This is a genomic window from Mycobacterium farcinogenes, from assembly GCF_019739075.1.
Classification (GTDB): domain Bacteria; phylum Actinomycetota; class Actinomycetes; order Mycobacteriales; family Mycobacteriaceae; genus Mycobacterium; species Mycobacterium senegalense.
Genome location: NZ_CP081673.1, coordinates 3,848,406 through 3,874,420 on the forward strand (window position 1 = coordinate 3,848,406; position 26,015 = coordinate 3,874,420).

Below are 26,015 nucleotides of genomic sequence, written 5' to 3' on the forward strand. Positions count from 1 at the left end.
CGAGGGGTCACCGCTGGATCGACTTGACTTCGAGGAACTCCTCGAGCCCGTACACCCCGGCCTCGCGCCCGTTGCCGGATTGCTTGTAGCCGCCGAAGGGGGCGTTGGCATTGAAGGCGCCGGCGTTGATCTGCACCTGGCCGGCCCGGATACGGCGCGCGACCTTCTCCGCCCGCTCGGAGGAGGAAGACCAAACGGCGCCGGCCAGACCGTAATCCGTGGCGTTGGCGATCCGCACCGCGTCGTCCTCGGAGTCGTAGGCCTCGATCGCGAGAACCGGTCCGAAGACCTCCTCCTTGTGGATCGTCATGTCCTCGGTGACATCGGAGAAGACCGTCGGTCGCACGAATGCACCCGGTGAGGCGGTTTCGGTGTCCCCACCGGTGACCAGACGCGCCCCTTCGGCCAGTGCCGTACGGATGTAGCCGAACACTCGCTCTTGCTGTGCTCGCGACGACAGCGGGCCCAGCGCGGTTCCCTCGTCGGTGGGGTCGCCGACCGGCAGCGCGTCGGCGGTCGCCTTCGCGAGGGCCTCCACCTCGGCCAGCCTTTCGCGCGGCACGATCATGCGGGTCAGTGCCGAGCAGGTCTGCCCGGAGTTGAGCATCATGGTCTGGACCGATGCCGGCACCACCGTTTCCAGGTCGGCGTCATCGAGAATGATGTTGGGGCTCTTGCCACCGAGTTCCAGCGAGACCCGCTTGACCGTGCGCGCGGCGACTTCCTGCACGCGCCGACCGGCTCGGGTGGACCCGGTGAAGCTGACGATATCGACGTCGTCATGACCGGCGATCGCTTCACCGACGTCCGCCCCGGTGCCGAACACCAGATTGAACACCCCTGGCGGAAGGCCGATCTCGTCGATGATCTCGGCCAGCCCGAGCGCGCACAGCGGCGTAACCTCGCTGGGCTTGACGACGACGGTGTTGCCGGCGGCCAGTCCGTAGGCAACCTTGAGTGCGATCTGGTGCAAGGGGTAGTTCCAGGGGGTGATGGCGCCCAGCACGCCGAACGGCTCCCGTACGATCGTCGATCCCCGGTACTCGCTCTCGAACTCGTACCCGCGCACGATGTTGGCCGCCTCGGCGAAGCTGTTGAGCGGCAGACCGAGCTGGATTGCCCGGGAGATCGAAATGGGGCAACCCATTTCGGAGGAAATGGTGCGGGCCAGGTCCTCGGACCGCTCGGCCAGCTTGCCGGCGATGGCGGCGAGGTAGTCTGCGCGCTCGGCGACCGGTGTGGCGGACCAAGCCGGGAAAGCGGCCCGGGCCGCCGCGACGGCGGCGTCGACGTCGGCGGCGGTACCGGCCACCACCTCGGCGATCACCTCGTCGTTCGCCGGGTTGATGACGGGTATGCGCGTGGTGCCGCCGGAAACCGCCCACTTGCCGTCGATGTAGTTGTTCTCCTGGATCTGCATTGGTGTCCCCTGGTTCGGTTCAGTAGTCGGCGTCGGAGTAGACGACCAGACCGCGAAGGTTCTTGCCGTCGAACATGTCCTGGTAGCCCTGGTTGATGTCTTCGAGTCGGTAGCGGGTGGTGACGAGCTCGTCGAGCTTGAGATGGCCGGTGCGGTAGAGGTCGAGCAGCCTGGGGATCTGGGTCCGCGGACCGACGCCGCCGAACACCGCGCCTTGAACCCGCTTCTGCAGCAGGGTCAGCTCGAACAGGTTGAGGTCTACGGTCGACTGCGTGAAATCGCCCATGCCCGTGACGATTACCTGTCCACCCTTGCCGGTCAGGCTCAGCGCCTGCTGGATGTGTTCGCCCTTGATCTCCCCGACCGTGATGATCGAGACCTGGGCCATCTTTCCCCACGTGAGGTCGGGCAATTCGGCAGCCGCGTCAGCCACGGAGGCGAACGTGTGGGTGGCACCGAATTCGAGGGCCTTCTTGCGTTTGAAGTCCACCGGGTCGATGGCGACGACGAACCGGGCCCCCGCGAACTTCGCCCCCTGCACGGCGTTGATGCCGACGCCGCCGACGCCGATCACCACCACCGTGTCGCCCGGGCGGGTGTCGCCGATCTCGGTGGCCGAGCCCCAACCGGTAGAGACACCACAGCCCAATAGAGCCGCCACCTCCAGCGGTACGTCCTTCTCGATCTTGACCACCGACGCCTGACTCACGGTGACGTACGGCGCGAAGGTGCCGAGCAGGCACATCTGGATGACCGGTTGACCGTCGCGCGTCACGCGATAGGTCTTGTCGGAGACCGCCTGCCCGGTCAACAGCCCGGCACCCTCGTCACACAGGTTCTGCAAGCCGGTGGCACACGACGGGCAGGTGCCACACGCAGGGATGAACGCCAGCACGACGTGATCGCCCTCGGCCAATCCGGTCACCCCGGGCCCGACCTTGGTGATCACACCCGCGCCCTCATGCCCGCCGAGAACCGGCATGAACGGCACCGGGCTGCTGCCGGCGACGACGTGCGCATCGGAATGACACAGCCCCGAAGCGGCCAGCTTCACCTGGACCTCGCCGGCAGTGGGGTCCCCGAGGTCGACTTCACAGATCGTCCAGGGCGCGCCGATCTCCTCGACGACTGCAGCCTTTACTTTCACCAGAGCCTCTCCTCGCGTGTCAACGGACACAGTTCAGGGCGAACTGAGACCTACATCACCATGCGAAAACCGTAGAGCCGCCGCCCTGCCTTCGACAGCACCGTCCCGGCCACAACTCGACATTTCCGGCCACTTCGGCGGGCTCCGATGCCGTTGACCGGGCATCGAGGGTCGGTAAAACTGGCTGTCATGACGCCGACTTCCGTCGAATCCGCAGATCAGAGCCCGCTGCCGGGCTCCCAGGTGCTGCAGTCGACGAATCGGGTCATTGCGGCCATGACCGACCCCTGGGACCACCCGCGTACCGCCGTTTCGGTAGCGATCATGTGTGAATGGGCGGCCGAGCGCGGCATCCCGGCGGACTCGGTGCTGGCCGGCTCGCATCTCGACGCCTGCTCGCTGGCCGAGGTCGACACCGTCGTAGAGGCCAGCCAGGAACTCGCGGTGATCCGCAACCTGGCCGCGCTGACCGGCAATCGTCCCGGGCTGGGAGTGGAGTTGGGCAACCGCTACCACCTGACCGCGTACGGCTATCTGGGCTATCTCCTGGCCGCCTCGGCCAGCGTCCGCGACACCGTCCACCGAGGTCTGTACTACGCGATGCTGACCTTCGCCTTCTCGACGATGACGGCCCGGATCGACGACGACCGTTACGTTCTGGCGTTCGAAGCAGACGACATGCCCGAGGGCATCCGCCGGTTCGTCATCGAACGCGATCTGACCGCGGTCATGCAGATCCAGCGCGACACCTTCCCGGACTTCGACGCGGTGCCGCTGCGCGAGGTCAGATTCGCCTTTCCGGCACCGTCCGTTGCGGACGGCATCGATGTCTACCGGGACTACTTCCGGGTCCCGGTGTCATTCGGGCGTGAGCGGAACGAAATCGTCTACGACGCCGGATATCTCGACCTGGTGCCGCCGATGGCCAACACCCACACCACCGACCTCATGGTCGCCCACTGCGACCGTGTCCGCGCCGAACGGCTGCACCACACCGGCGTCGCCGCCCAGGTGCGGGCCCACCTGCTGGATCAGTCCGCGCTGGACCTCACGTTGGAGGACGTGGCGCTGCACCTGCATTACGCACCACGGACGTTGCGCCGCCACCTCGAGCGGGAAGGCACGACGTACGGCGCGCTGCTCGGCGAGGTACGCCGCAGCGTCGCCGACAACCTGCTGCGCGACCGCACGATTCCGCACTACGAGATCGCCCGTCGACTCGGATATCAGGACTGGTCGAGCGTGGTCAGGGCGCGCCGGCGCTGGCGTCGCGGGTGAGACCGGGAGGTAGCGCCGGTCCGGGCGCCACCGCTGGATAGGCTGGGTCGGATGAACCTCGACGGCAATCAGACGTCCATCCGTGAGGCGATCGACGCCGGTCTGCTGGCCGGTGCGGTCACCCTGGTGTGGCAGGCGGGCAAGGTGCTCCAGGTCAACACCCTGGGCCACCGTGATGTCGACGCCGGCTTGCCGATGCAGCGGGACACCATTTTCCGGATCGCCTCCATGACAAAGCCGGTCACCGTGGCGGCGGCGATGGCGCTGGTCGAGGAGGGCAAGTTCGCGCTCAACGAGCCGGTGGCCAAATGGCTGCCGGAACTGGCCGACATGCGGGTACTGCGTGAGGCCCGCGGACCGCTCGACCGCACGGAACCGGCACGGCGGCCCATCACCTTCGATGACCTGATGACCCACCGCAGCGGGCTGGCGTACGTGTTCTCCGTGCTGGGTCCGCTGGCGTCGGCGTACGGCAAGCTGTCCCTGCGCCAGGATCAGGACCGCTGGCTGGCCGAGGTGGCCGCACTGCCGCTGGCCCACCAGCCCGGCGAAAGGCTGACCTACAGCCACTCCACCGACGTGCTGGGCATCGCGTTGTCCCGCATCGAAGGCAAGCCGCTGTCGACAGTTCTGGCCGAGCGGATCTTCGAGCCGCTGGGCATGGCCGACACCGGGTTCTCGGTGGACGCGGCCGGCCGGCGCCGGGCGGCCACTATGTACCAGCTGACTCCCGACAACAAGCTGACCCACGATGTGATGGGGCCGGCGCCCATCACCGATCCGCCGTTCTGCACGGGCGGGGCGGGATTGTTCTCCACGGCAGATGACTACCTGAAGTTCGCCCGAATGTTGTTGGGCGGCGGCAGCGTCGACCGCGTCCGCGTGCTTTCCGAAGAATCGGTGCAGTTGATGCGCACCGACCGGCTCACCCCCGAACAGAAGCAGTACCCCTTCCTCGGCGCACCGTTCTGGGTCGGCCGGGGGTTCGGCCTGAACCTGTCCGTGGTGACCGATCCGGCGAAATCACGACAATTGTTCGGCCCGGGCGGGCTGGGCACCTTCAGCTGGCCCGGCGCCTACGGCACCTGGTGGCAGGCCGACCCCTCGGCAGACCTGATCCTGATCTACCTGATTCAGAACCACCCGAACCTGGGCGTAGACGCCGCAGCCATCAGCGGCAACACCTCACTGGCGAAACTGCAGACGGCACAACCCCGATTCGTCCGCCGTACGTACCAGGCACTCGATCTCTGAGCGGCTGATCGGCTCGGGCCCACAGCCGCCACGCATACGCTGTGGCGCATGACGCAGCCCACCGTTCTTGTCAGCGGCGCCGGGATCGCCGGCCCCGCATTGGCCCATTGGTTGAGCGACTATGGGTACCGCGTGGTCGTGGTGGAATCCGCGCCCGGAATCCGCCCCGGCGGCCAGACTGTCGATCTGCGTGGCGCCGGTCGCCACGTGGTGACGCGGATGGGTCTCATGGATGAACTGCAGCGCCGGTTGATCGGCCAGAAGGGCATCGCGTGGGTCCGAGCGGACGGCACGCGCCGCGCCGAGATGCCGGTGACGGCGTTCCACGGCAACGGCGTGGTGTCGAAACTGGAGATCCTGCGTGGCGATTTGGTGGCCACACTCTACGAATACACAAGGGCACGAGCCGAATACCGGTTCGACACCCGCATCACCGCACTTCGCCAAACCGGTGATGGCGTCGAGGCGACGTTGAGCGACGGCACGACGGTGACCGCGGATCTGGTGGTGGGCGCCGACGGACCGCACTCCGCGGTCCGCCGGCTCGCATTCGGCCCCGAGGAACAATTCGTCAAACCGCTCGGTGGCTACAACGCCTGGTTCACCGCCCCGGACACCGCCGGGCTCGACGGGTGGTACCTGATGTACCAGGAGCCCGGACTCAACGCGTCGATGCGCCCCGCACACGAGCCGGCACTGTGCAAGGCGGGCTTGGCTTTTCGGTCCGGCCCCCTGTCGTTCGACCGCCGGGATCCCGACCAGCAACGGGCCCTGCTGGCAACACATTTCGACGGCGCGGGCTGGCATTGCGCGGAGCTACTGGCAGCAGCCGTAGAGGCTGACGACTTCTACTTCGATGCCTTCCTGCAGGTCCACATGCCGACTATCTCGAACGGCCGGGTGACGCTGGTCGGCGATGCCGGCTACTGTGCCTCACCGCTGTCGGGCATGGGCACCAGCCTCGCTCTGGTCGGCGCCCATGTGCTGGCCGGCGAACTCGGAACGGCCGAGTCCTTTGACTCCGGGCATATTCCGGACGCCCTGATGAGGTACGAGGCAGTGATGCGGCCGTACATCGACCGGTGCCAGGCACTGCCCCAGGGCGTCGACGGCTACCTCCCCAAGTCGTCCAGCGATGTCGCGGTGACCGCTCAGGTTATGAAGTGGATGCAGCGCCGGCCCTTCCGCGGCTTCGCCGAGCGCAAGTGGTTCACAACCGCCGACGCTGTCGACCTCCCGGACTATCCGCTGCCGGCGCGCTGAGGGCCGCGCTGGGCCCCGTCCGGGGCACCGATGCCGCGGCCAGTTTGGCCTCGGCGATCCGGTAGAAACCGTCCAGTGCCGACTCCTCCACGCTCAGGTACTCGCACACCACCTCAGGTGCGACGCCGGCATCGCGCAGCCGCAACGCCAGCGAGTAGGGCAGCGGCAGTGCCCGCAGCGCCTGTTCGCGTATCGCGCCCTCGTCGGCCATGCGCTCCAGAATGCGTCGCTGCGGATGAACGGGAGCGAGTAACCGGATACTCGAATCAGCGCCGCCGTCGCGGCAGCAGGGCGATCAGCCCGGCCCGGGTGGAAACCCCGGTCTTCGCCATGGCGCGATAGATGTGGCCCTCTACCGTGCGGACCGACAGATGCAACCGATCGGCGATCGCCCGGCTCGACAACCCCGCGCTGATCAGCATCGCGATCTCCCGTTCCCGGTCGGTCAAGGGCAGCCGTTCGGCGGCGGCGAGCACGGCGGGGGTCGCCGAACCGCCGCAGGCCTCCGCCAGCTCCGTGGCCCGGGCGGCCGAGGCCATCGCAGAACCGCGCATGGCTTTGCGACGATACGCCGCGGCGGCCAGCCCCGCCGCGTCGGCCGCCGCCACCAGATCGCCGATCGTCTCGAATTCGGTTGACACCGCGGCTAATCCATCTCCGTCATCGCGCGAAAGGGCTCGGGACAGTGCGGCGGCGACACCCACCCGAGGCCCCTCGACCAGCCCGGTCAATTCTTCGAGCCGGTGGGTGCGCGAATGGTCGCCGAATTGCGCCGCGATCTGCAGGCACCATGCCTCGGCCGCCAATTGCCCCTCGGCGCCGGCGGCCTCTGCCGCCGAAAGCGCGATTTCGACGGCCTCCGATACCGCACCCTGGGTGGCTGCCGCCCACGACCGCACCAAAGTGTGTTCGTAGGCGAGATAGCGCCAGCTGGCATGGCGGTATTCGTCGAGTTCGGCCAGCGCGGCGTCGTCGGCCAGACCGCGGATGGCCAGCGTCGTGACCCGGGGCAGCTGAAAGCGGTAGCCGAAGCCGTTGGTCTCCCCCGCCGCCCGCATCATCTCGACCACCGGGTCCAACAGCTCAGCCGCGGCGCCGAGGGCACCGGCTCCCGCGGCGGCGCGACCGGCCAGCGCGGCTCCGAACAGCTGAGCCGCACCGGGCAACTCGGTGGCCTGTCGGCGCAGCCGCTCGGCTTCCTCGCGTGCTTCGCTGATCCGACCGGCCAGTAGCAGCGCACCGATGTGGGCGTCGGCGATCACGAACCGCATGTGTGCGGCATCGAAGGAACGATCGGTGATGCGGTACCCCGTTCGGGCCGCCGCCACCGCCTCATCGGGGCGCCCGGCATCGCCGCACGCCACGACCACAGCCCAAGCGGTGACCGCCCCGACGATTGCCGGCAGGGCGTCCAGGTCCAAAGCGCTGGACGCGGCCACGGCCCGTTCGGGTTCACCCATCGCCGCCCAGTACACGGTGTAGAACGCGTCGATCGCGGCCCGCGACGCCGCGGGGATGGCCGCCGCCGCCTCATCGATGTGCCGCTTGGCACCCGCCGGATCGGCAAGTGACCAGATCAGGTTGGAGGCGCGCAAGAACGCCAGCCGGGCTCGCCCGTCGTCGGTGAGGTCGCCGGGCTCGATGGCGGCGAGCACAGCGTCCGATTCGTCACCTCGGCTGAGCCACGACAACGCGTGGGCGCGAATGAAATTCGCTTCGGTGTCGGCACCGGCCGCGATCGCCCCCTGCGCCAGCCGGTCGGCCAGAGCCAGATCGGACAGCCACACCGCGCCCTGCGCGGCACGGGTCAACAACTCGGGGTCGGGCGGCAGGTCCGAATCGAGCATCAGCGTGGCGCGCCGGACCACCACCCGCATGGAGTCCCGGTCCTCCCGATCCGCGAGGGCAGTGGCCACCAACCCTCGCAACCGCCGCAGGCGGGAACCGGGAGCGCGGTTGCGTCGCACCTCTGCGTACAGCGGGTGGGCGATACGAACCTCACCGTCGGCGGAATCGATGGTGATGAGCCCCCGCGCTTCGGCTGAAGCGACCGAATCGGCATCGGTGATCGCGGTGAGCCGCTCCAGCTGGATCGGCTCGGCCACCGCCAGGACATCGACGACTTCACTGACCGCCGGCGGCAACGCACCGATCCTCGTTTCGATCAGTTCGACCAAACCGGGCGGCATCACCGGGTCTCCGCTCCACCGCCAACAGCCGTCCCGACACGCCAGCCGGCCCTGCGTCACCTCCTGTTCGACAATGTTGCGTAGGTAGAGCACATTGCCGCGGGTGAGCCGCCACAACCGTTGCGCCGCTTCGGTATCGAGGGGTCCACCGAGCGCGGCGGTCAGCAACTGGGTCGATTCGTCGCGAGACAGCGGCTGCAGGTCCAGCCGCTCGAAGCGGCCGCGGTCGCATGCGGTGCGCACCGAGTCCGGCAAAGAGGTACCGGTTCGCACCGTCAGCACAAGTTTCGCGGCACACCGCTGCACGATCTGCTGCAACACGAAACCCGACAAGTCGTCGAGCAGGTGCGCGTCATCGACACCGACCACCACCGGCCGGCCCTCGGAAGTGGACGTCAGGCCCTCGATCACTCGCCCGACCAGGGCCGCGCTCTCAGCATCGGATGTCCCCACCCATCGCGCGAACGTCCCCAACGGAAGCGTTCGGGCGACTGAGGTTCCCACCGCCCAGCGAGTTCCGTGACCGTTGGCACCCGCTGCCGAGAGCGCTTCGCGGGCGATGCGGCTCTTGCCGACGCCGGCGGTCCCATGAATCACGATCCCGGACAGTTCGGTGGAGACCAGCGCGGCTTCGATCAGCCGGGTCTCCTCCAACCTCCCCGTCAGCGGCCAGACGAGTCGCACGCATCGAGATTAGGCCGCGGCCCGGTCGTTAGCAGTGGTAACGACGAACTTCGACGGAGCTGCTCAACCCGCGAGGGCCTGACGGGCATACGCCCGCACATCGGCGTCACCGTCGTCCAGCGCCACCGTGAGGGCCTGACGGGCGGTCTCCTCCGAGCGTGCCCACCGGCTCAGGCTCAGCACCGCTGCCTTGCGGACATCGAGATGCTGGTCATCGAGTGCCCGCGACAGGGTGGGCACCGCCAACTCGGGCGCGGCCCCTGCCAACGCCCGTGCGGCCCCCTGCCGAATCTGCCAGGCCGACTCGGTGAACGCCTTCTCGACACTCACCACGTCGTCGGCAGTACAGCCGACCGCGCCCAGCGCGGCCAACGCGGCGGCGCGCACCAACGGATCCGGGTCCTCCACAGCCACGCGTACCGCGTCCGCGCCGGCCCGCAAGGTCGCCAGGCCGCCCACAGCGGCGATCCGCACCTCCCGGTTCTCATCGGTGGTGGCCGTCGCCACGCCGCCGTGGTCGTCGACGGACACCAGCGCCCGCACCGCCTCGATCCGTACCCGGTGATCGGCATCGCTCGATGCCAGCCGATAGGCCTCGGCGCTGCCGACGCGCCGTGAGCTCAGCAGGTACACCGTCACGGCCCGGACCACCGGATCCGTTGATTGCAGCCGGTCGACGAACGCGCCCGGGTCAGGTAAGACCTCGACGAGTTCACGTACCGCATCGGCGGTTTCGCGTCGGACCCCGGCGTCGTCGTCGGCCAGCGCGGCCACCAGCGCGGGCTGATAGCCATCGGGCAGGTGCTCGACGAGAGTGGCGACGGCGGTGCGGCGCACGCCGGCATCCGGGTCGGCCAGGTAGCTGCCCAGATCGGCCAGAGACGGCTCTTCCAGGGCCAGCACCGCGGCGATGCGCGGTGATGGCGGTTGCACCGCCCCGGCCGGGCGCACCCGGGAGTGCTCGGCGGCCGGAGCCCGACCGCCGTGCAGGTGCGGCTGTTCGACGGAGGTCACCGGATCTCGGGAGGTGAGGTGATCCAACTCGGGCACCGCGACGAAATACGGTGCAACGGGCCGCTTCACGAATTGCATGGCCCCGTCTGGGCCCTTGTAGAGGTTGAGGTGGTAGCGCCACTGCGTGTCGTCGCGCTCCGGCAGGTCGGCCCGTTCGTGGTAGAGCCCCCAGCGCGATTCGGTGCGGGTCAGTGAGGACCGGGCCGCCATCTCCGCGCAGTCGCGGATGAAGGACACCTCGGCGGCCCGCATCAACTCGTGCGGGGTGCGCGCCCCGATGCCCTCGACCTCGGCCGCCATCCGTTCGAAGGTCTGCACCGCGATGGACAACTTGGTCGCGGTCTTGGGCGGCGCCACATAGTCGTTGACGAACCGGCGCAGCTTGAACTCGACCTGGGGTTGCGGCGGGCCGTCGGGGTGGCGCAGCGGACGGTAGATGAGTTCGTGCGCCTCGGCCACCTGGTCGGCGGGAAGGTCCACGGGTGCGGCCACTTCCGACAGTGTCGAGGCCGCATGCTCACCGGCGAGATCGCCGTAGACGAAGGCGCCGATCATGTAGTTGTGCGGCACGCACGCCAGGTCCCCGGCGGCGTAGAGACCCGGCACCGTGGTGCGGGCGTGTTCGTCCACCCAAACACCGGACGCGGAATGCCCTGAGCACAAACCGATCTCGGAGATGTGCATCTCGATGTCGTGGGTACGGTAGTCATGCCCGCGGTTGGCGTGGAACGTGCCGCGAGTGGGCCGTTCGGTGGTGTGCAGGATGTTCTCCAGCGTGGTCAGCGTCTCGTCGGGCAGGTGGCTGACCTTCAGGTAGATCGGGCCCCGAGCGGATTCGATCTCCTCCTTGACCTCGGCCATCATCTGGCCCGACCAGTAGTCGGAATCGACGAACCGCTCCCCCAACGCGTTGACCTGATACCCGCCGAACGGGTTGGCCACATAGGCACACGCCGGGCCGTTGTAATCCTTGATCAGCGGATTGACCTGGAAGCACTCGATTCCGGAGAGCTCGGCGCCGGCGTGGTATGCCATGGCGTAGCCATCGCCGGCATTGGTCGGATTCTCATAGGTGCCGTAGAGATATCCCGATGCCGGAAGGCCCAGGCGCCCGCACGCCCCGGTGGACAGGATCACGGCCTTGGCCGCCACCGTGACGAATTCCCCGGTGCGGGTGTTGAATGCGGCCGCACCCACCGCCCGTCCGTCTCGGGTCAGCACGCGCACCGGCATGAACCGGTTCTCGATGCGGATCTTCTCGCGCATCGACTTCTGGCGCAGCACGCGATACAGCGCCTTCTTGACGTCCTTGCCCTCTGGCATCGGCAGCACATAGGAGCCGGACCGGTGCACCCGCCGCACCGCGTACTCGCCGTGCTCGTCCTTCTCGAACTTCACCCCGTAGCGCTCCAGCCGCTGCACCATGGCGAAGCCTCGGGTCGCGGTCTGATACACCGTGCGCTGGTTGACGATTCCGTCATTGGCGCGGGTGATCTCGGCGACGTAGTCCTCAGGTTCGGCCTTGCCGGGGATGACAGCGTTGTTGACGCCGTCCATACCCATCGCCAACGCCCCGGAGTGCCGCACGTGGGCCTTCTCCAGCAGCAGCACCTGCGCACCGTTCTCGGCGGCGGTCAAGGCCGCCATGGTGCCCGCGGTACCACCACCGATCACCAGGACGTCGCAGTCGATCCGGATCGCGTCGGCGGCATCGGGAATCTCGGTCAGCTCGGTCATGGTTGCTCCAGGGCGGCAATGATCTCGGCGCGCAGCGCGGATCGTTCGGGATGGTCTGTTCGGGGCCGGCCCACCTCGATGAGGGCGCGCAACGGTTGCCCGGCACGACCGAGCACCACGACGCGGTCTCCGAGCGTGAGCGCCTCGTCAACGTCGTGGGTGACGAACACGATGGTCGTCGGGTGGGCCTTCCAGGTGTCGATCAGCAACCGCTGCATGGCCGCCCGGGTCTGGGTGTCCAACGCAGCGAACGGCTCGTCCATCATCACCGCGCGAGGTGCGCCGGCCAGCCCCCGGGCCAGCTGAACCCGTTGCCGCATACCGCCGGACAGATTCTTCGGAAGGAAGTCACCGAATCCGGACAGGCCGACCTCGGCGATCCAGCGGTCGGCCCGCTCGCGCCGTCCGGCCTTCGGTTCGCCCCGCAGCTGCAGGGCCAGTTCGATGTTGGACCGCACCGTGCGCCACGGCAGCAGCGCACTGTCCTGGAACACCATGCCGCGGTCACGTGAGGTGGTGGTTACCGGGTCGCCGTCGGCCAGCACCCGCCCGCCGTCGGGGCGCAGCAATCCGGTGAGCGCACGCAGCACCGTCGACTTGCCGCATCCCGACGGACCGGTGAGCACCAGGATCTCACCGGGCTCCACCGTGAGGCTCAGATCCTCGATCACCGGGGCGCCGGTGTAGGACAACGTGATTCCATCGAGTTCCAGCCGCATACCCGCACCGGCAAGTGTCGCGGTCATCGCACATTCTCCTCACCGCGCGGCAGCCAACGGGTGGCCCTGCGGCCGATCAGCTCGACCGCCGCAGCGGTCAGGAAACCGAGCACCCCGATGGTGATGATGCCGACGAACACGTCGGGATAGTTCAACACCGTGTAGGCCTGCCAGGTCCGGTAACCCACACCGAGGCGTCCCGAGATCATCTCGGCCGAGATCACGCAGATCCAGGCCACCCCCATGCCCACCGAGAGTCCGCCGAACAGCCCGGGCAGAATGCCGGGCAGCACCACCTGGCGCAGCACGTCGAGACGGCCGCCGCCCAGCGTGCGGACCGAGTCCTCCCAGATGGTCGGCAGGGCGCGCACCGCGTGCCGGACGCTGACCATGATCGGGAAGTAGGCGGCCAGGAACGTGATGAACACGATCCCCGCCTCGTCGCTGGGAAACAACAGGATCGCGACCGGAACCATGGCGATCGCCGGAATCGGCCGGGCCAACTCGGTGAGCGGGCCGAAGATATCGGCGAACCAGGCCGTGCGTCCCAACAGGATTCCGGTGATTATCCCGACCACGGCGGCGATGCCGAACCCGGTGAGAATCCGGATGAGCGACTGGCCGAGATCGAGCCAGTACTCCGGTGTGCCGAGCCTGTTCACCAGGGCCGCAGTGATTTCGGTGACCGTGGGCAGGGTGTCGAATCGCAGACCGAACCGGACGTTGTTGGCGGTCAACAACTGCCACAGCACAATTGCGCTGACCACCGAGACCAGACGGACCAGGCGATGCGCCCACACCGACCGCTGGCCCCGGCTGACCACCTCCTCCGGGACAGCGCCCAGATCACCGATCGTGACGGGAGCGGCATCGGTGGTGGTCATACCGCACCTGCCACGGCCTGGCGGTAGTCGACGATCGCCGCACCGGGATGAGCGGCCGTATAGCGTTCGGCACCCGCCTGGGTACCGAACGGCAGATACCCTTCGGCTCCGGGCGCGGGCAGGCGCACCCACACGGCCTTGTCGGCGAACCAGCGGGTACCCAGTTCGGCATCGGAAATGTAGGCGGCCCGGATCTTCTTGCCTTCGCCCTCGGCCTGTCGGATCGCCTTGAGCAGGCAGACCGGGGTCGCGGCGGGCGTGGTGGTATCCGATCCGTCGAGCCAGAGTTCGCCTGCGGTGGCGGGATCGTCGACAGCGGTGTGGCAAACCGGGTCCGTCCCGCTCAGCAGCGAAGGATTGGTGTTCGACTTGAGCGCTTTGTCGTAGTCCTCACCGCGCGCCGAGTACGCCGCGCGGAGCGGGCCGTCCTGAACGAACCCGGCGACGTCGAGGTCGGCGAAGTTGTCGATCGACTTCAGATAGGGCACATCACCTTTGAGTGCATCGACCAGAGACGGCTTGAGCGTGGTGTCGAACGAGGTGCCACCCGGGCCGTTGTACAGGTAGACCACCTCCTGCGGCAACCCACTGCCCTCGGCCACCAGGCGGGCGGCCTCCAACGGCTTGGTGTTGAGGAAGTCGGTGGCATCGAGTTGGGCCTGCAGGAACGCGTCGAGCACCTCCGGGTGCTCAGCCGCGTATGCCCGGCGCACCACCACCCCGTGCAGGGTCGGGTAGTTGAGTTCGGCACCGTCGTAAAGGAGCTTTGCCTTGCCCTGTTGAACCAACAGACCTGGCCAGGCCACGAACTGTGAGAGCGCCTGGACCTGACCGGATTCCAGCGATGACGCGCCGACCTGTGGCTGTTGATTGAGCACCTCGACACCCGACTTGGCATCGATCCCGGCCTTGCCCAGGGCTTGGACGAGCATGCCGTGGCCGGCCGATCCGACACTGGCCGAAACTTTCTTCCCGGCCAGGTCCGTCAACGACTTGGCCGGCGAATCCGGCGCCACCACAACCATGTTCAGCGCGCCCTTCGGGTTGTACCCCGTGACCGAGACGATCTCGGTCTTGGCGCGTTCGTTGGCTTGGGTCTTGGACCCGTTGATGAGCATCGGGTAGTCGCCCATCGAGCCGATGTCGATTTTCTCGGCCACCATCTGCGCGGTGATGGGTGCGCCCGTGTCGTAGTCCTGCCACGTCACGTTGTACTTCGTGCCGGTGCGGGTGGTGATGTCGGCCAGGCGACGCTCCAGGTATCCCTGGGCGCGCAACAACGTTCCCGCGGTGACGGTGTTGATGGTCTTGGACTGGTAGCCGACGACGACGTCGACGGTATCGGCCGATTTCGTCGCCGAGTCCAGCGAGCAACCGGCGGTCGCGAGCGTGAGACCGGCGGTGAGGGCGATCAGGGCTGTTTTCACATCGGGTCCTCTAGCGGATGAGATAGGGCATGTTGACGGTCACGGCGCCGGTGGGACAGCGGGCCGCGCAGGGCCCGCAGTACCAGCACTCGTCGACATGCATGAAGGCCTTGCCGTTCTCCGGATTGATGGCCAGCGAATCCAGTGGGCACACGTCGACGCACAAGGTGCAGCCCTCGATACACAGGGATTCGTCGATGGTCACCGGGACATCGGCGCGCTGATTGACCAGTGTCATGCGTCTCTCCTAACGAGGTTGCCGCGCATGGTGATTCGGTCACCACGCATCCTGATGTACTCCAGGTCGACGGGTGTGCCGTCATCCAGACTGGTCAGCCGTTCCGACATCAACAGAGCCGATCCGGCGGGCACCTGCAACGTCGCGGCCGTGTGTGCGTCAGCCGAAACCGCTTCCAGGGCAAGGCTTGCCCCACCCAGCCGGCGCCCACTGACCCGTTCGATGAGCGCGAAGATGTCGTTGCTCTCCAGCGCATGTTCGATCACCAGCTCACCGATCTCGGGCGCCAGATAGGTCAGATCGAGCGACAGTGGCAGGTCGGCGAGATAGCGCAAGCGCTCGATGAAGACCACCTGCGCGCCGGGTTCGAGCGCGAGCTTTCGGGCCACCGCCGGCGGGGCGGACAGCCGCTGCACGGCCCGGACTTCGTTGCGGACGTCGCCGTAGTCCTTGAACGTCTCCTTCAGACCCACCAGCGCATCCAGGCCGTGATCGTATTTTCTGACCGCTACGTGCGTGCCCACCTTGGTGCCACGGTCGATCAGCCCCTCGTTCTTGAGAACGGCCAGGGCTTCGCGGATGGTGTTGCGGGAGACGAAGAATTCGGCGGCCAGTTCCGCCTCGGACGGCAGCGCCCGGTCGTAGGTGCCTTCGTAGATCTGATGGCGCAGAACGTCGGCCACCTGGCGGGCCTGATCGGCACGCGCACGGCGACTGGGCAGCGATACGGGATGAGCTTCGGGCTGCGACGACACGCACTCAAGGTAAGGGGCGATTCCAGGGTGCCGCAGTGCGGCGAATCGACCGTTTGCGCAGGTTAACTGATTGCGCCGCCAACCGACGTTCGGTACCTGCCGAAACCGCCGTCGCGGCTCGTATTGCGCCACCTCGGCCCTGGCGAGAATTTACAAATCGCGATGATCGAAACGTCGCTTGGGCCCGTTTGGGGCTGCTCAAAAACTTTGGCCACTTTGGCCACCTCAGTCCCATTTCGCGGGTTCCTGTCGGGGTATCGAACTAGTGTTCGAAATATGGAGGGCGGATTGGCGCACACCCGCGAGGCGGTACAGACCGCGCTCGCCGGCCACCGCGCCGCGACCGTAGCGCTGGCCGATGTCGATTTCACCGGCCTCGATACCGCGGAGTTGTTGGCACTGCAGTCCGAGCGCGAACGGCTGGCCCGCACCCAGGAGATGATCGATCACCGCATCCAGGCCGCGCTGATGGCGCAGGCCGGCCCGCACGAGATCGGCGGCAAATCCTGGACCGATGTCCTTGCCACCCGGATGCGCATCCCTTGCAAGGAAGCCTCCCGCCGCGTCGCCGCTGCCGCCGATCTGGGACCGCGCTATGCGGTCACCGGCGAAGAGTTGCAGCCGTTACTGCCCGCCTGCGCTGCGGCCCTGCTGACCGGCACGATCAACACCCACCACATCACGGTCATCCGCGACACGATCGAGAAGGCCGAAAAATACGTCGGCCCAGCCGAACTCGCCCAGATCGAATCCGACCTGGTCGCCGCCGCGACCCGTGATACTCCCGAAACCCTCAAGGCCGCTGCGGACAAACTGCTGTACCTGCTCAACCAGGACGGCGACAGTCCCGATGTTGCCGCGCATCTGCGTGGGCTGCGGATCGGTACACAGGACGCCGACGGGTTGGTGCACGTGCAGGGCTGGCTGGACCCCGAAACCGCTGCCTATCTGAGCACGGTCACCGGCGTGTGGGGTGCCCCGGGCATCAACAACCCCAGCGATCCTGAACCACTGCACAACCCGTCACCCAACCCACTCGATATCCCCGATACTCCTGAGGCCGAAGCCGCTGACGTTGGGGCCGATGCCGGCGTGCCCGGGCCTGACGTGACTGACTCCGAGGCCACCGATGCCACTGATGTGGGGACTGAACCAGCCCAGCAGGCCGCCGCCGCACGGGACACCCGAACCCAGGCCCAACGCAACCACGACGCCCTCAAAGCCGCGCTGCGCGAACTACTCATGTCCAAACGACTCGGCCACTACGGTGGCCTGCCGGTCACCGTAGTGGTCTCCACCACCCTGGCCGAACTGGAAGCCGGCGCCGGCATCGCCGTCACCGGATCAGGCCTGCGGATGCCGATGACCGACTTGATCCGGCTGGCATCCCACAGCTTCCACTACCTCATCGTCTACGACCACCACACCGCTGAACCGCTCTACATGGCCCGCACCCAACGACTGGCCACCAAAGCCCAACGACTGCTGCTCTACAACCGCGACCGCGGCTGCACCCGCCCCGGCTGCACCGCACCCGCCGACCACTGCCAAGTCCACCACGCCAAAGCCGACTGGCAACACGGCGGACACACCGACGCCCCCGACCTCGCCCTGAGCTGCGGCCCCGACAACCGCCTCGTCGGCCTCGGCTGGACCACCAACGTCGACCCCGACACCGGCCGCATCCACTGGCACCCACCACCGCTGATGGACACCGGCCAAGACACCATCAACCACCACTTCCACCCCGAGGAACTACTGGTTCCCCCGCAGCGCTAGCAGCTATACCGTTGTGCGGCTGACCGTCACCGGGATGCCGTTGAGTGCACCGTTTCCCGAAGGCTCGTCGATGAAGTCGGGCAGCGACAAGACGTTGGTGTTCACCCCGGGTGAGGCGTTGGCGACCGCCAGCCGGGTGCCGGGCCGACCGTGGCCCCAACCGTGCGGCATCGACACCACGCCAGGCTTGATCGCATCGGTCACCTCGACCGGCACCACGATCTTGCCCGCTGCCGAGGCCACTTCCGCGTGGTCGCCGTCGGCGATACCGCGTGAGGCCGCATCCTGGCCGTGCATCAGCAGGGTGCACCGGTCACGGCCCTTCATCAGCGGGCCGACATTGTGCAACCAGGAGTTGTTGGAGCGTAGGTGCCGCCGGCTCACCAAGACCAGGTCTTCGGGGGCTCGATCGAGCCGGTCGGCCAGTCGTGGCAGGTCGTCGAGCAGGTATTGCGGCGCCAGCCGGATCTTCTTGTCGGCGGTGCCGAGCACCTCCGGTACCCGAGGCACCATGGGGCCGAAGTTGATTCCGTCGGGATGCGCCTTGAGCTTGTCCAGCGTCAGCCCGTCGGGGTTCTCGCCGTACCGGTCTCCGAAAGCGGCGGTGCGCAGCGTCAGATCGAGCATCCGCTCGGGCCCGCCGTGGTCGTAGTGCTTGCGGATCTCGGCACCGTCGAGGCCCTGGGTGAAGCACAGGTAGTCGAACCAGCCGTCGTCGAGCGCGGCGATGTCGACGTCCTCTGCCGGTGTTCCGGTGCACAGCCCGGTCAGCCGGATCAGGATCTCCCATTCCTCTGGCGCGTCGGGGTCTTCGCGATGGAACACCGGTGGCGAGTACCGGGCGAAACTGTTGATCGCCGCCCCCAGCAAAAGGTCGGCGGAGTGCGGCTGTTCGAGCGCCGAGGCACCGGGCAGGATGACGTCGGCGTGCCGGGTGGTTTCGTTGAGCCAGAGGTCGACCGAGATCATCGCGTCCAACTGCGGCAGCGCCTCGTCGAGCTTGTCACCGCCCGGGGTGGACAGCACGGGGTTGCCGGCCACGGTGATCAGTGCCTTCAGCTGCCCTTCGCCGGGTGTGACGATCTCTTCGAGCATGCAGGACACCGGAACCTGGCCCATCACTTCTTTGGCTCCGCGGACCCGGGTGCGGTAGCGGCCGAAGTTGGGTGCGCCGTCCTCCAGGCCCGGGATCGTTTGGCTGGTGACCGTCCACGCGGTCGGGGTGGCGAACATGGCGCCGCCGGGGGTATCGAAATGTCCGGTGACGATGTTGACCACGTCGACCAGCCAGCTGGCCAGGCTGCCGAACTCCTGGTTGCACGTGCCGATCCGGCCGTAGACCACCGCCCGCGGCGTACCGGCCAGCTCGCGGGCCAGCCCGCGAATCCGGTCGGCGTCGATACCCGTTGCGGCTGAGACCCTTTCGGGCGACCAATCGGCCGCCGCCCGCTGCAGGGTCGACACCCCGTCGAGGTGGCGTGCCAACTCACCGAGATTGACCAGGCCTTCGTCGAACACGGTGTGGACGATCCCGAGCAACAGTGCCGCGTCGGTGCCGGGCGTGATCGGCAACCACTCGTCAGCCTTGGCGGCAGTGGCCGTGCGCACCGGATCGATGACGATGACCTTGCCGCGCTTGCGGATACCGGCGATGATGCCCATCACGTCTGGGGCGGCCAAGAGCGATCCCTGCGAGGCCGCGGGGTTGGCGCCCATCACCACCAGCAGATCGGTGCGCTGGATGTCCGGTGTCGGGAAGGCCCACCAGCTGCCGTACATCAGGTGTGACGACAGGTTTTTCGGCCACTGGTCGATGGTGCCCGGCGAATAGGTGATCGGTATGCCGGACAGGCCGAGCAGCACCGCCGAGTACCGCGACAACGAAAACGAATGGGCCAGCGGGTTTCCGGTATAGGCCGCGACCGCGCCGATGCCGTACTTTTCGATGACGGGAGCGAGGAGTTCGGTGCACCGCCGGAAAGCGGTGTTCCAGTCGACCTCGTGCCATTCGCCGTCGACCTTGATCATCGGCCGGCGGATCCGGTCCGGATCGTCGTGCAGCGCGGCCAGCGACGCGCCTTTCGGGCAGATGTGCCCCGCACTCCACTGGTCGGACTTGTTCGGCCGAACGCCGGCCACCTTGCCGGCGGAGACTTGGATCTCCAAGCCGCACATGGCCTCACACAGCGGGCAGGCGTGCAGGTGCAGGCCGTCCGCGCCGATGTCCGCAATCTGCCCAGGCTCGTGTCCCATCAGCGGCCTCCGATGTTGTTACGTGTGTCACCACACGTAACAACATCGTGGCACCGCACAGCACCGACGGTCCCGATGTTCGGGACAGGTCTTCGGGTTCCTACTGTTCGGGCCGGTCCTGAACCGCACCCTGCACGGCGGCAGCGGCGGCCCGGATCTGCGGGGTCACCAGCATCACCTGCCCCAGCACGCCGTTGACGAATCCAGGCGATTCATCGGTGGACAGCTCTTTGGCGAGTTCGACGGCTTCGTCCACCGCGACGGGCTCCGGAACATCCTCGGCGTGCAGCAGTTCCCAGACCGCCACGCGCAGGATGGCCCGGTCGACGGCGGGCAGCCGCTCCAACGTCCAGCCCTGCAGATGCGCCGAGATGAGATCGTCGATGTGGGCGGCGTGTTCGGTGACACCGCGGGCCACCGACACCGTGTAGGGATTGAGCGGGGTGACGTCGGCCTGGTCCTCGGCCAGCGCGGCCCGGCCGTCGGCCACCGCCTCCGGTGTCAGGCCGCGCGCCTCGGCCTCGAACAGCAGATCCACGGCGCGCTTGCGGGCCTGGTGCCGGCCCCGGTCGCCACGGCGGTCAGGCATGGTCAGCCATTCACGCGGCCGAGGTAGCTGCCGTCGCGGGTGTCGACCTTGAGCTTGTCGCCGGTGTTGATGAACAGCGGCACCTGGATCTCGGCGCCGGTCTCCATCGTCGCGGGCTTGGTGCCGGCGCTGGAACGGTCGCCCTGCAAGCCGGGCTCGGTGTGGGAAACCACGAGCTCGACCGACACCGGCAATTCCAGGTACAGCGGAACACCGTCGTGGAAGGCGATCTGCACCGGCATGCTCTCCAGCAGGAAGTCGGCCAACCGTCCGACGAGTGCCTCCGACAGCGGATGCTGGTTGAAGTCCTCGGAATCCATGAAGACGAAGTCGCTGCCGTCGCGGTACAGGTAGGTGGCGTCGCGCCGGTCGACGGTGGCGGTCTCCACCTTGACGCCGGCGTTGTAGGTCTTGTCGACGACCTTGCCGGACACCACGTTCTTCAGCTTCGTCCGCACGAAGGCCGGACCCTTACCGGGCTTGACGTGCTGGAATTCGACGATCTGCCACAGCTGTCCGTCGATCTGCAGGACGAGCCCGTTCTTGAAGTCGGCAGTCGATGCCATGAGGGTGTAGCTCCTAAGCTTTTGTCACAAAATGGCCAGTTCCTTGGGGAACCGGGTAAGCAGGTCGGGTGCCGCCTCTCCGACGACCAGGGTGTCCTCGATCCGGACACCGCCGCGATCGGGCAAGTAGACACCTGGCTCAACGGTGACCGCAGAGCCAGCAAGCAGTGTACCGGCGGCGGCGGCGTTGATTCCCGGCGCTTCGTGGATCTGCAGTCCGACGCCGTGCCCGAGGCCGTGTCCGAAGTTGTCGCCGTACCCGGCATCGGCGATGACCTGGCGCGATGCGGCGTCAACGGCGCTCAGCGAAACGCCGGGAGCCAGCGCGTCGCTGCCGGCTCGCTGTGCTGTGGCCACCAGGTCGTAGATGTCGCGCTGCCACTGGGCCGCCGGCCCCAGCACGAACGTGCGCGTCATGTCGGAGTGGTAGCCCTCCACCAGAGCCCCGAAATCGATCTTCACGAAGTCGCCGGCGGCCAGCACCGCATCGGTGGGCCGGTGGTGCGGAATGGCCGAGTTGGCACCTGTCGCCACGATCGTCTCGAAGGACGGTCCGTCGGCGCCGTGGTCGAGCATCAACGCTTCCAGCTCGTTGCGCACCTCACGCTCGGTGCGTCCGGGTCGTAGGCCACCCCGCTCCAGCAGATCCGTCAGAGCCGCATCGGCGGCCTCGCAGGCCAACCGCAGCATGGCGATCTCGCCCGCGTCCTTGACCTCGCGCAGGGCCTCCACGGTGCCGGCCGCACGGACCCAGTCGACGGTGTCACCGCTCGCTTTCTTCATCGCCGCGAAGGCATCCACGGTCACCACGTGGCTCTCGAAACCGAGCCGCAGCGCCCCGCAGCTCGCGGCCCGCCCGGCCAGATGCGAGCCGCAGGCCCGCTCGATGACGACTTCGGCGTCCGGGGACTGCTGCGCAGCCTGCGTGCGGTAACGCCCATCGGTGGCCAGCACCGGGGTGGCGTCCTCCGCGAGGATCAGCAGGGCCGCGTTGGAACCGGTGAATCCAGCTAGGTAACGCACGTTGACCAGGTCAGTTACCAACATCGCGTCGAGGCCCTGTTCCGCCAGCCGACGCCGCAGCCGTTCCCTGCGCTGGGAAATAGTCACGGTCTGTGACGCTACTCGCTACAGTGTGCCCCCATGAGCAAGTGGTTACTGCGCGGAGTGGTGTTCGCAACAGCGATGGTCATCGTGCGCTTACTGCAGGGAGCACTGATCAACGCCTCGCCGGGTAACGCCACCTGGTTCAGCCTGGGGCTGGTCACGTTGTTCGGGATCGGGGTGCTGATCTGGGGCCTGTTCGACGGCCAGGCCGACGCCCGCGCCAATCCGGATCCGGATCGCCGTTCCGATCTCGCGATGACCTGGCTGATCGCCGGCCTGTTCGCGGGAGTCGTCAGTGGCGCGGTGGCGTGGTTCATCGGGCTCTTCTACAAGAGCCTCTACACCGATGCGCTGCTCAACGAGGTCACCACCTTCGCCGCGTTCACCGCGCTGCTGGTGTTCCTGCTCGGTGTGGGCGGCGTGACGGTCGGCCGTTGGCTGGTGGATCGCAACGCCCCGCCGATGCCCCGCCAGCGCCACCACGGTCTGGCCGCCGACGACCGCGCTGACACCGACGTGTTCGCCGCGGTGACCGCCAATGGCGCCGCCGAGCACGTCGACGACACCACGCAGACCATCGAGTACCCCGAACAGCCCAAGCAGTAGCCGATCTGCCCGCGGGGGCAGCTCACAGATTCAGGCGCGAGTGGCGCGGGCAGTCAGGCCCGCGCCACTTCTGCGTAGGCGGCCGCCAGCAGGGACGGATCGGGGCCTTCGAGACGACCCGGCTTGGCCAGCCCGTCGAGAACCACGAAGCGCAGCACTCCCGAGCGGTTCTTCTTGTCGCCCGCCATGTAGTCCATCAGTTGGGGCAGCGCGTCGCCGTCATAGCTGACCGGCAGTCCGAGCGCGGTCAGCACCGACCGGTGCCGGTCGGCGGTCTCGTCGTCGAGACGCCCGGCCAACCGGCCCAGTTCCGCGGCGAACACCAATCCGACCGACACCGCGGCGCCGTGACGCCACTTGTACCGTTCGCGACGCTCGATGGCGTGCGCCAGGGTATGTCCGTAGTTCAGGATCTCGCGCAGTGCCGATTCCTTCTCATCGGCAGCAACCACCTCGGCCTTGACCGCGATGGCCCGCCGGATCAGTTCGGGCAGCACGGTCCCGGTGGGGTCCAGGGCAGCTTCCGGGTCGGCCTCGATCAGCTCGAGGATCACCGGATCGGCGATGAACCCGGCCTTCACAATCTCGGCCATCCCGGCGATGATCTCGTTGCGCGGCAACGTTTCCAAGGTTGCGAGGTCCACCAGGACGGCGGCCGGCTGATGGAAGGCGCCGACGAGGTTCTTGCCCGCATCGGTGTTGATCCCGGTCTTTCCGCCCACCGCGGCATCGACCATCCCCAGCAGTGTGGTGGGCACGTGCACGATGTCCACGCCGCGTAGCCAGGTGGCCGCAGCAAAGCCCGCCACGTCGGTGGCCGCTCCCCCGCCCAGGCTGACGACGGCGTCTTTACGGCCAATGCCGATGCGCCCCAGCACTTCCCAGATGAAACCGACGACGGGCAGCTCCTTGCCCGCCTCCGCATCCGGGATCTCGATCCGGTGAGCTTCAATTCCCTTGTCGGCCAAGTGTTGCCGAACCGCCTCGGCGGTCTGCGTCAACACCGGCTGGTGCAGGATCGCCACCTTGTGCCGGCCCTCGAGCGTATTGCCCAATTCGCCGAGCAGACCGGTCCCGATGATGACCGGGTAGGGCCGGTCCACCTTTACCTCGACGATTACCGGGTCAGTCATCATTACGCTCCGCGTTGCGAGCGGCCAGGGCCGCTGGGGTGGGTATCGATTTCGGTTCGGCGCCGGCAGCAGGGGTGCCGCCCGGGGTCTCGTACGACGATTGCGCGCCGGGGCCACGCCGCCACGGCGGGCGACGTCGTCGCCGCTTGGCGGCCCGCGACAGCTGAGGCTGCTGCTTCTGGGGCTGTTTCTGGACCGGCGGGTTCTCCAGGCGCGTGACGATCGTGCGCACCACCGCGCCGGGGTTTCGCCGGTTGGTGTTGATGCGCATGGTCGCGACCCGGCGGTACAGCGGCACCCGTTCGGACATCAGGGCGCGATACTTCTCGGCCCGGTCCGGCCCCGCCAGCAGCGGCCGGACGGTGGAACCGCCGGTGCGGCGGACGCCCTCGGCCGCGCTGATCTCCAGGTAGACCACGGTGTGCCCGGCCAGTGCGGCGCGCACACCGGGGGTGGTGACCGCGCCGCCACCCAAGGACAACACACCGTCGTGGCTGGCCAGCGCCGAACGAATGACCTCTTCCTCGATCCGGCGGAACTCTGCCTCACCGTCGGTGGCGAAGATGTCGGCGATGGTGCGGCCGGTGGTCTCCTCGATCGCGGCGTCCGTGTCGAGCATCGTGAGGTTCAGCGCCTTGGCCAGCCGGCGGCCGATGGTCGACTTGCCCGAACCCGGCAGGCCGACCAGTACCGCCTTGGGGGCCATCAGCCCAGGGCCTGCGCCGCCGGCTCGCGCTCGGCGACGGCCCGCAGGTAGGCGTCGATGTTGGCGCGGGTCTCGGCCAGCGAGTCCCCGCCGAACTTCTCCAGCACCGCGCGGGCGACCACCAGCGCGACCATGGTTTCCACCACGACGCCTGCGGCAGGTACCGCGCACACATCCGACCGCTGGTGGATGGCGACGGCTTCTTCACCGGTGGCCATGTCGACGGTGGCCAACGCCCGAGGAACGGTCGAGATGGGCTTCATCGCGGCCCGGACCCGCAGGGCCTGGCCGTTGGTCATGCCGCCTTCCAGGCCGCCGGCCCGGTTGGTGGAGCGCAGGATTCCGTCTGGTCCGGGGTACATCTCGTCGTGAGCGACGCTGCCGCGACGTCGGGCGGTTTCGAAACCGTCACCGATCTCCACGCCCTTGATCGCCTGGATGCCCATCACCGCGGCGGCAAGCTGGCTGTCGAGGCGGTTGTCACCGCTGGTGAACGAACCCAACCCGATCGGCAGGCCTTCGACCACGACCTCGACGACACCGCCCAGCGTGTCGCCGTCTTTCTTGGCGGCCTCGATCTCGGCGATCATCGATGCTTCAGCGGCTTCGTCAAACGCTCGGACGGGGCTCGCGTCGATCTTCTCCAGGTCGGAGAACTGCGGCGGCGGGCCGGCGTACGGCTCGGACGCACCGATGGAGATGACGTGCGAGACGACCTCGACACCGAGCGCGGCCCGCAGGAAGGCCCGGGCCACGGTGCCTGCCGCCACCCGGGCGGCGGTCTCGCGGGCACTGGCACGTTCCAGCACCGGGCGGGCGTCGTCGAAGCCGTACTTGAGCATGCCGGCGTAGTCGGCATGCCCCGGGCGGGGACGGGTCAGCGGGGCATTACGCGCCACGTCGAGCTCGGCGGGGTCGACCGGGTCCGGAGACATCACGGTCTCCCACTTGGGCCATTCGGTGTTGCCGATCTCGATCGCGATCGGCCCGCCCAGGGTGGTGCCGTGACGCACCCCGGCCAGCATGGTGACCTGGTCCTGTTCGAACTTCATCCGAGCACCCCGGCCATAGCCGAGACGACGACGCTTGAGCTGTGCCCCGATCTCCTCGGAGGTGATGGGCACGCCGGCAACCATCCCTTCGAGCATGGCCACCAGGGCGCGGCCGTGGGATTCACCAGCTGTGGTCCAACGCAACACGGGTGTCATTCTCCCACGTCGGGGTTTGCCTCCCGAAATCCGTGGTCACCAACGGCCAATGTTGGCTT

At 67.7% G+C, this 26,015-nt stretch carries 22 protein-coding genes; 5 read left to right on the plus strand and 17 right to left on the minus strand.

Features of this window, described 5'->3' with window-relative positions:
• Nucleotides 1–7 precede the first annotated feature (7 nt).
• Nucleotides 8–1,420, minus strand: coding sequence for an aldehyde dehydrogenase family protein (locus K6L26_RS18280; protein ID WP_221851069.1), 1,413 nt, complete (start codon nucleotides 1,418–1,420; stop codon nucleotides 8–10).
• Nucleotides 1,421–1,439: 19 nt separating this feature from the next.
• The gene (locus K6L26_RS18285; RefSeq protein WP_047040567.1) at nucleotides 1,440–2,567 is read right to left on the minus strand and encodes an NDMA-dependent alcohol dehydrogenase; all 1,128 of its coding nucleotides are present in this window, start codon (nucleotides 2,565–2,567) and stop codon (nucleotides 1,440–1,442) included.
• A gap of 189 nt (nucleotides 2,568–2,756) precedes the next feature.
• On the opposite strand from K6L26_RS18285, the gene K6L26_RS18290 reads away from it, so the two are divergent.
• From K6L26_RS18290 to K6L26_RS18300, 3 genes are read left to right on the plus strand one after another with little or no spacing between them, the layout of a single operon-like run.
• Entirely contained in the window at nucleotides 2,757–3,845 is a 1,089-nt protein-coding gene (locus K6L26_RS18290) for an AraC family transcriptional regulator (RefSeq protein ID WP_019347237.1), read from the plus strand.
• Between the two features lie 51 nt (nucleotides 3,846–3,896).
• Complete coding sequence (locus K6L26_RS18295) at nucleotides 3,897–5,099, plus strand: serine hydrolase domain-containing protein (RefSeq protein ID WP_019347236.1); 1,203 nt, start codon at nucleotides 3,897–3,899, stop codon at nucleotides 5,097–5,099.
• 48 nt (nucleotides 5,100–5,147) lie between these two features.
• Nucleotides 5,148–6,362 (plus strand): FAD-dependent monooxygenase, encoded by a 1,215-nt coding sequence (locus K6L26_RS18300; RefSeq protein ID WP_019347235.1) that lies wholly within the window; start codon nucleotides 5,148–5,150, stop codon nucleotides 6,360–6,362.
• Here the strand turns inward: K6L26_RS18300 and K6L26_RS18305 are convergent.
• The 8 genes from K6L26_RS18305 to K6L26_RS18340 form a co-directional block, all read right to left on the minus strand.
• Nucleotides 6,310–6,573: a hypothetical protein gene (locus tag K6L26_RS18305; protein WP_043369951.1), complete on the minus strand. Its 264-nt coding sequence runs from the start codon at nucleotides 6,571–6,573 to the stop codon at nucleotides 6,310–6,312. The genes K6L26_RS18300 and K6L26_RS18305 overlap by 53 nt on opposite strands.
• A gap of 55 nt (nucleotides 6,574–6,628) precedes the next feature.
• Nucleotides 6,629–9,235, minus strand: a complete 2,607-nt coding sequence (locus tag K6L26_RS18310; RefSeq protein WP_221851071.1) for a helix-turn-helix transcriptional regulator — start codon at nucleotides 9,233–9,235, stop codon at nucleotides 6,629–6,631.
• 63 nt (nucleotides 9,236–9,298) lie between these two features.
• Complete coding sequence (locus K6L26_RS18315) at nucleotides 9,299–11,986, minus strand: fumarate reductase/succinate dehydrogenase flavoprotein subunit (protein WP_047040570.1); 2,688 nt, start codon at nucleotides 11,984–11,986, stop codon at nucleotides 9,299–9,301.
• Nucleotides 11,983–12,732: an ABC transporter ATP-binding protein gene (locus tag K6L26_RS18320; protein ID WP_019345071.1), complete on the minus strand. Its 750-nt coding sequence runs from the start codon at nucleotides 12,730–12,732 to the stop codon at nucleotides 11,983–11,985. The genes K6L26_RS18315 and K6L26_RS18320 overlap by 4 nt, the downstream gene beginning before the upstream one ends.
• Nucleotides 12,729–13,589: an ABC transporter permease gene (locus K6L26_RS18325; protein ID WP_080989686.1), complete on the minus strand. Its 861-nt coding sequence runs from the start codon at nucleotides 13,587–13,589 to the stop codon at nucleotides 12,729–12,731. The genes K6L26_RS18320 and K6L26_RS18325 overlap by 4 nt, the downstream gene beginning before the upstream one ends.
• Nucleotides 13,586–15,016, minus strand: a complete 1,431-nt coding sequence (locus K6L26_RS18330; RefSeq protein WP_076212796.1) for an ABC transporter substrate-binding protein — start codon at nucleotides 15,014–15,016, stop codon at nucleotides 13,586–13,588. The genes K6L26_RS18325 and K6L26_RS18330 overlap by 4 nt, the downstream gene beginning before the upstream one ends.
• A 10-nt stretch (nucleotides 15,017–15,026) precedes the next feature.
• A complete protein-coding gene (locus K6L26_RS18335; RefSeq protein WP_003880761.1) occupies nucleotides 15,027–15,254 on the minus strand; it encodes a 4Fe-4S dicluster domain-containing protein in 228 nt (75 codons plus the stop codon).
• On the minus strand, nucleotides 15,251–16,009 hold the full coding sequence (locus K6L26_RS18340; RefSeq protein ID WP_076212794.1) for a GntR family transcriptional regulator: 759 nt from the start codon (nucleotides 16,007–16,009) through the stop codon (nucleotides 15,251–15,253). The genes K6L26_RS18335 and K6L26_RS18340 overlap by 4 nt, the downstream gene beginning before the upstream one ends.
• Before the next feature lie 276 nt (nucleotides 16,010–16,285).
• Between K6L26_RS18340 and K6L26_RS18345 the strand changes: the two genes are divergently transcribed.
• Nucleotides 16,286–17,788, plus strand: a complete 1,503-nt coding sequence (locus K6L26_RS18345) for an HNH endonuclease signature motif containing protein (protein ID WP_221851073.1) — start codon at nucleotides 16,286–16,288, stop codon at nucleotides 17,786–17,788.
• Between the two features lie 3 nt (nucleotides 17,789–17,791).
• On the opposite strand, the gene K6L26_RS18350 is transcribed toward K6L26_RS18345, so the two are convergent.
• From K6L26_RS18350 to K6L26_RS18365, 4 genes are all read right to left on the minus strand, one after another.
• Nucleotides 17,792–20,041 (minus strand): molybdopterin-dependent oxidoreductase, encoded by a 2,250-nt coding sequence (locus K6L26_RS18350; protein WP_221851075.1) that lies wholly within the window; start codon nucleotides 20,039–20,041, stop codon nucleotides 17,792–17,794.
• Between the two features lie 100 nt (nucleotides 20,042–20,141).
• Complete coding sequence (nusB, locus tag K6L26_RS18355) at nucleotides 20,142–20,630, minus strand: transcription antitermination factor NusB (protein WP_019349168.1); 489 nt, start codon at nucleotides 20,628–20,630, stop codon at nucleotides 20,142–20,144.
• Nucleotides 20,631–20,632: 2 nt separating this feature from the next.
• Nucleotides 20,633–21,196 carry an elongation factor P gene (gene efp, locus K6L26_RS18360; RefSeq protein ID WP_019349169.1) on the minus strand — a complete coding sequence of 188 codons (564 nt, stop codon included), beginning with the start codon at nucleotides 21,194–21,196 and terminating at the stop codon, nucleotides 20,633–20,635.
• 24 nt (nucleotides 21,197–21,220) lie between these two features.
• Entirely contained in the window at nucleotides 21,221–22,306 is a 1,086-nt protein-coding gene (locus K6L26_RS18365) for a M24 family metallopeptidase (protein ID WP_115150644.1), read from the minus strand.
• Nucleotides 22,307–22,339: 33 nt separating this feature from the next.
• On the opposite strand from K6L26_RS18365, the gene K6L26_RS18370 reads away from it, so the two are divergent.
• A complete protein-coding gene (locus K6L26_RS18370; protein WP_019349171.1) occupies nucleotides 22,340–22,909 on the plus strand; it encodes a B-4DMT family transporter in 570 nt (189 codons plus the stop codon).
• A 53-nt stretch (nucleotides 22,910–22,962) separates the two neighbouring features.
• Here the strand turns inward: K6L26_RS18370 and aroB are convergent, their stop codons facing one another.
• The 3 genes from aroB to aroC are packed head-to-tail and all read right to left on the minus strand — an operon-like array spanning nucleotide 22,963 to nucleotide 25,947.
• Nucleotides 22,963–24,042, minus strand: coding sequence for a 3-dehydroquinate synthase (gene aroB, locus K6L26_RS18375; RefSeq protein WP_064917818.1), 1,080 nt, complete (start codon nucleotides 24,040–24,042; stop codon nucleotides 22,963–22,965).
• Nucleotides 24,035–24,748, minus strand: a complete 714-nt coding sequence (locus tag K6L26_RS18380; protein WP_221851077.1) for a shikimate kinase — start codon at nucleotides 24,746–24,748, stop codon at nucleotides 24,035–24,037. The genes aroB and K6L26_RS18380 overlap by 8 nt, the downstream gene beginning before the upstream one ends.
• Nucleotides 24,748–25,947, minus strand: coding sequence for a chorismate synthase (aroC, locus tag K6L26_RS18385; protein ID WP_036389831.1), 1,200 nt, complete (start codon nucleotides 25,945–25,947; stop codon nucleotides 24,748–24,750). The genes K6L26_RS18380 and aroC overlap by 1 nt, the downstream gene beginning before the upstream one ends.
• Nucleotides 25,948–26,015 lie beyond the last annotated feature (68 nt).

Bases quoted from the DNA above. Each gene is read 5' to 3' on its own strand.
- K6L26_RS18280 (WP_221851069.1), bottom strand. From the start codon at position 1,420: ATGCAGATCCAGGAGAACAACTACATCGACGGCAAGTGGGCGGTTTCC.
- K6L26_RS18290 (WP_019347237.1), top strand. From the start codon at position 2,757: ATGACGCCGACTTCCGTCGAATCCGCAGATCAGAGCCCGCTGCCGGGC.
- K6L26_RS18295 (WP_019347236.1), top strand. From the start codon at position 3,897: ATGAACCTCGACGGCAATCAGACGTCCATCCGTGAGGCGATCGACGCC.
- K6L26_RS18300 (WP_019347235.1), top strand. From the start codon at position 5,148: ATGACGCAGCCCACCGTTCTTGTCAGCGGCGCCGGGATCGCCGGCCCC.
- K6L26_RS18305 (WP_043369951.1), bottom strand. From the start codon at position 6,573: ATGGCCGACGAGGGCGCGATACGCGAACAGGCGCTGCGGGCACTGCCG.
- K6L26_RS18315 (WP_047040570.1), bottom strand. From the start codon at position 11,986: ATGACCGAGCTGACCGAGATTCCCGATGCCGCCGACGCGATCCGGATC.
- K6L26_RS18320 (WP_019345071.1), bottom strand. From the start codon at position 12,732: ATGACCGCGACACTTGCCGGTGCGGGTATGCGGCTGGAACTCGATGGA.
- K6L26_RS18325 (WP_080989686.1), bottom strand. From the start codon at position 13,589: ATGACCACCACCGATGCCGCTCCCGTCACGATCGGTGATCTGGGCGCT.
- K6L26_RS18335 (WP_003880761.1), bottom strand. From the start codon at position 15,254: ATGACACTGGTCAATCAGCGCGCCGATGTCCCGGTGACCATCGACGAA.
- K6L26_RS18345 (WP_221851073.1), top strand. From the start codon at position 16,286: ATGGAGGGCGGATTGGCGCACACCCGCGAGGCGGTACAGACCGCGCTC.
- K6L26_RS18350 (WP_221851075.1), bottom strand. From the start codon at position 20,041: ATGGGACACGAGCCTGGGCAGATTGCGGACATCGGCGCGGACGGCCTG.
- nusB (WP_019349168.1), bottom strand. From the start codon at position 20,630: ATGCCTGACCGCCGTGGCGACCGGGGCCGGCACCAGGCCCGCAAGCGC.
- efp (WP_019349169.1), bottom strand. From the start codon at position 21,196: ATGGCATCGACTGCCGACTTCAAGAACGGGCTCGTCCTGCAGATCGAC.
- K6L26_RS18370 (WP_019349171.1), top strand. From the start codon at position 22,340: ATGAGCAAGTGGTTACTGCGCGGAGTGGTGTTCGCAACAGCGATGGTC.
- aroB (WP_064917818.1), bottom strand. From the start codon at position 24,042: ATGACTGACCCGGTAATCGTCGAGGTAAAGGTGGACCGGCCCTACCCG.
- K6L26_RS18380 (WP_221851077.1), bottom strand. From the start codon at position 24,748: ATGGCCCCCAAGGCGGTACTGGTCGGCCTGCCGGGTTCGGGCAAGTCG.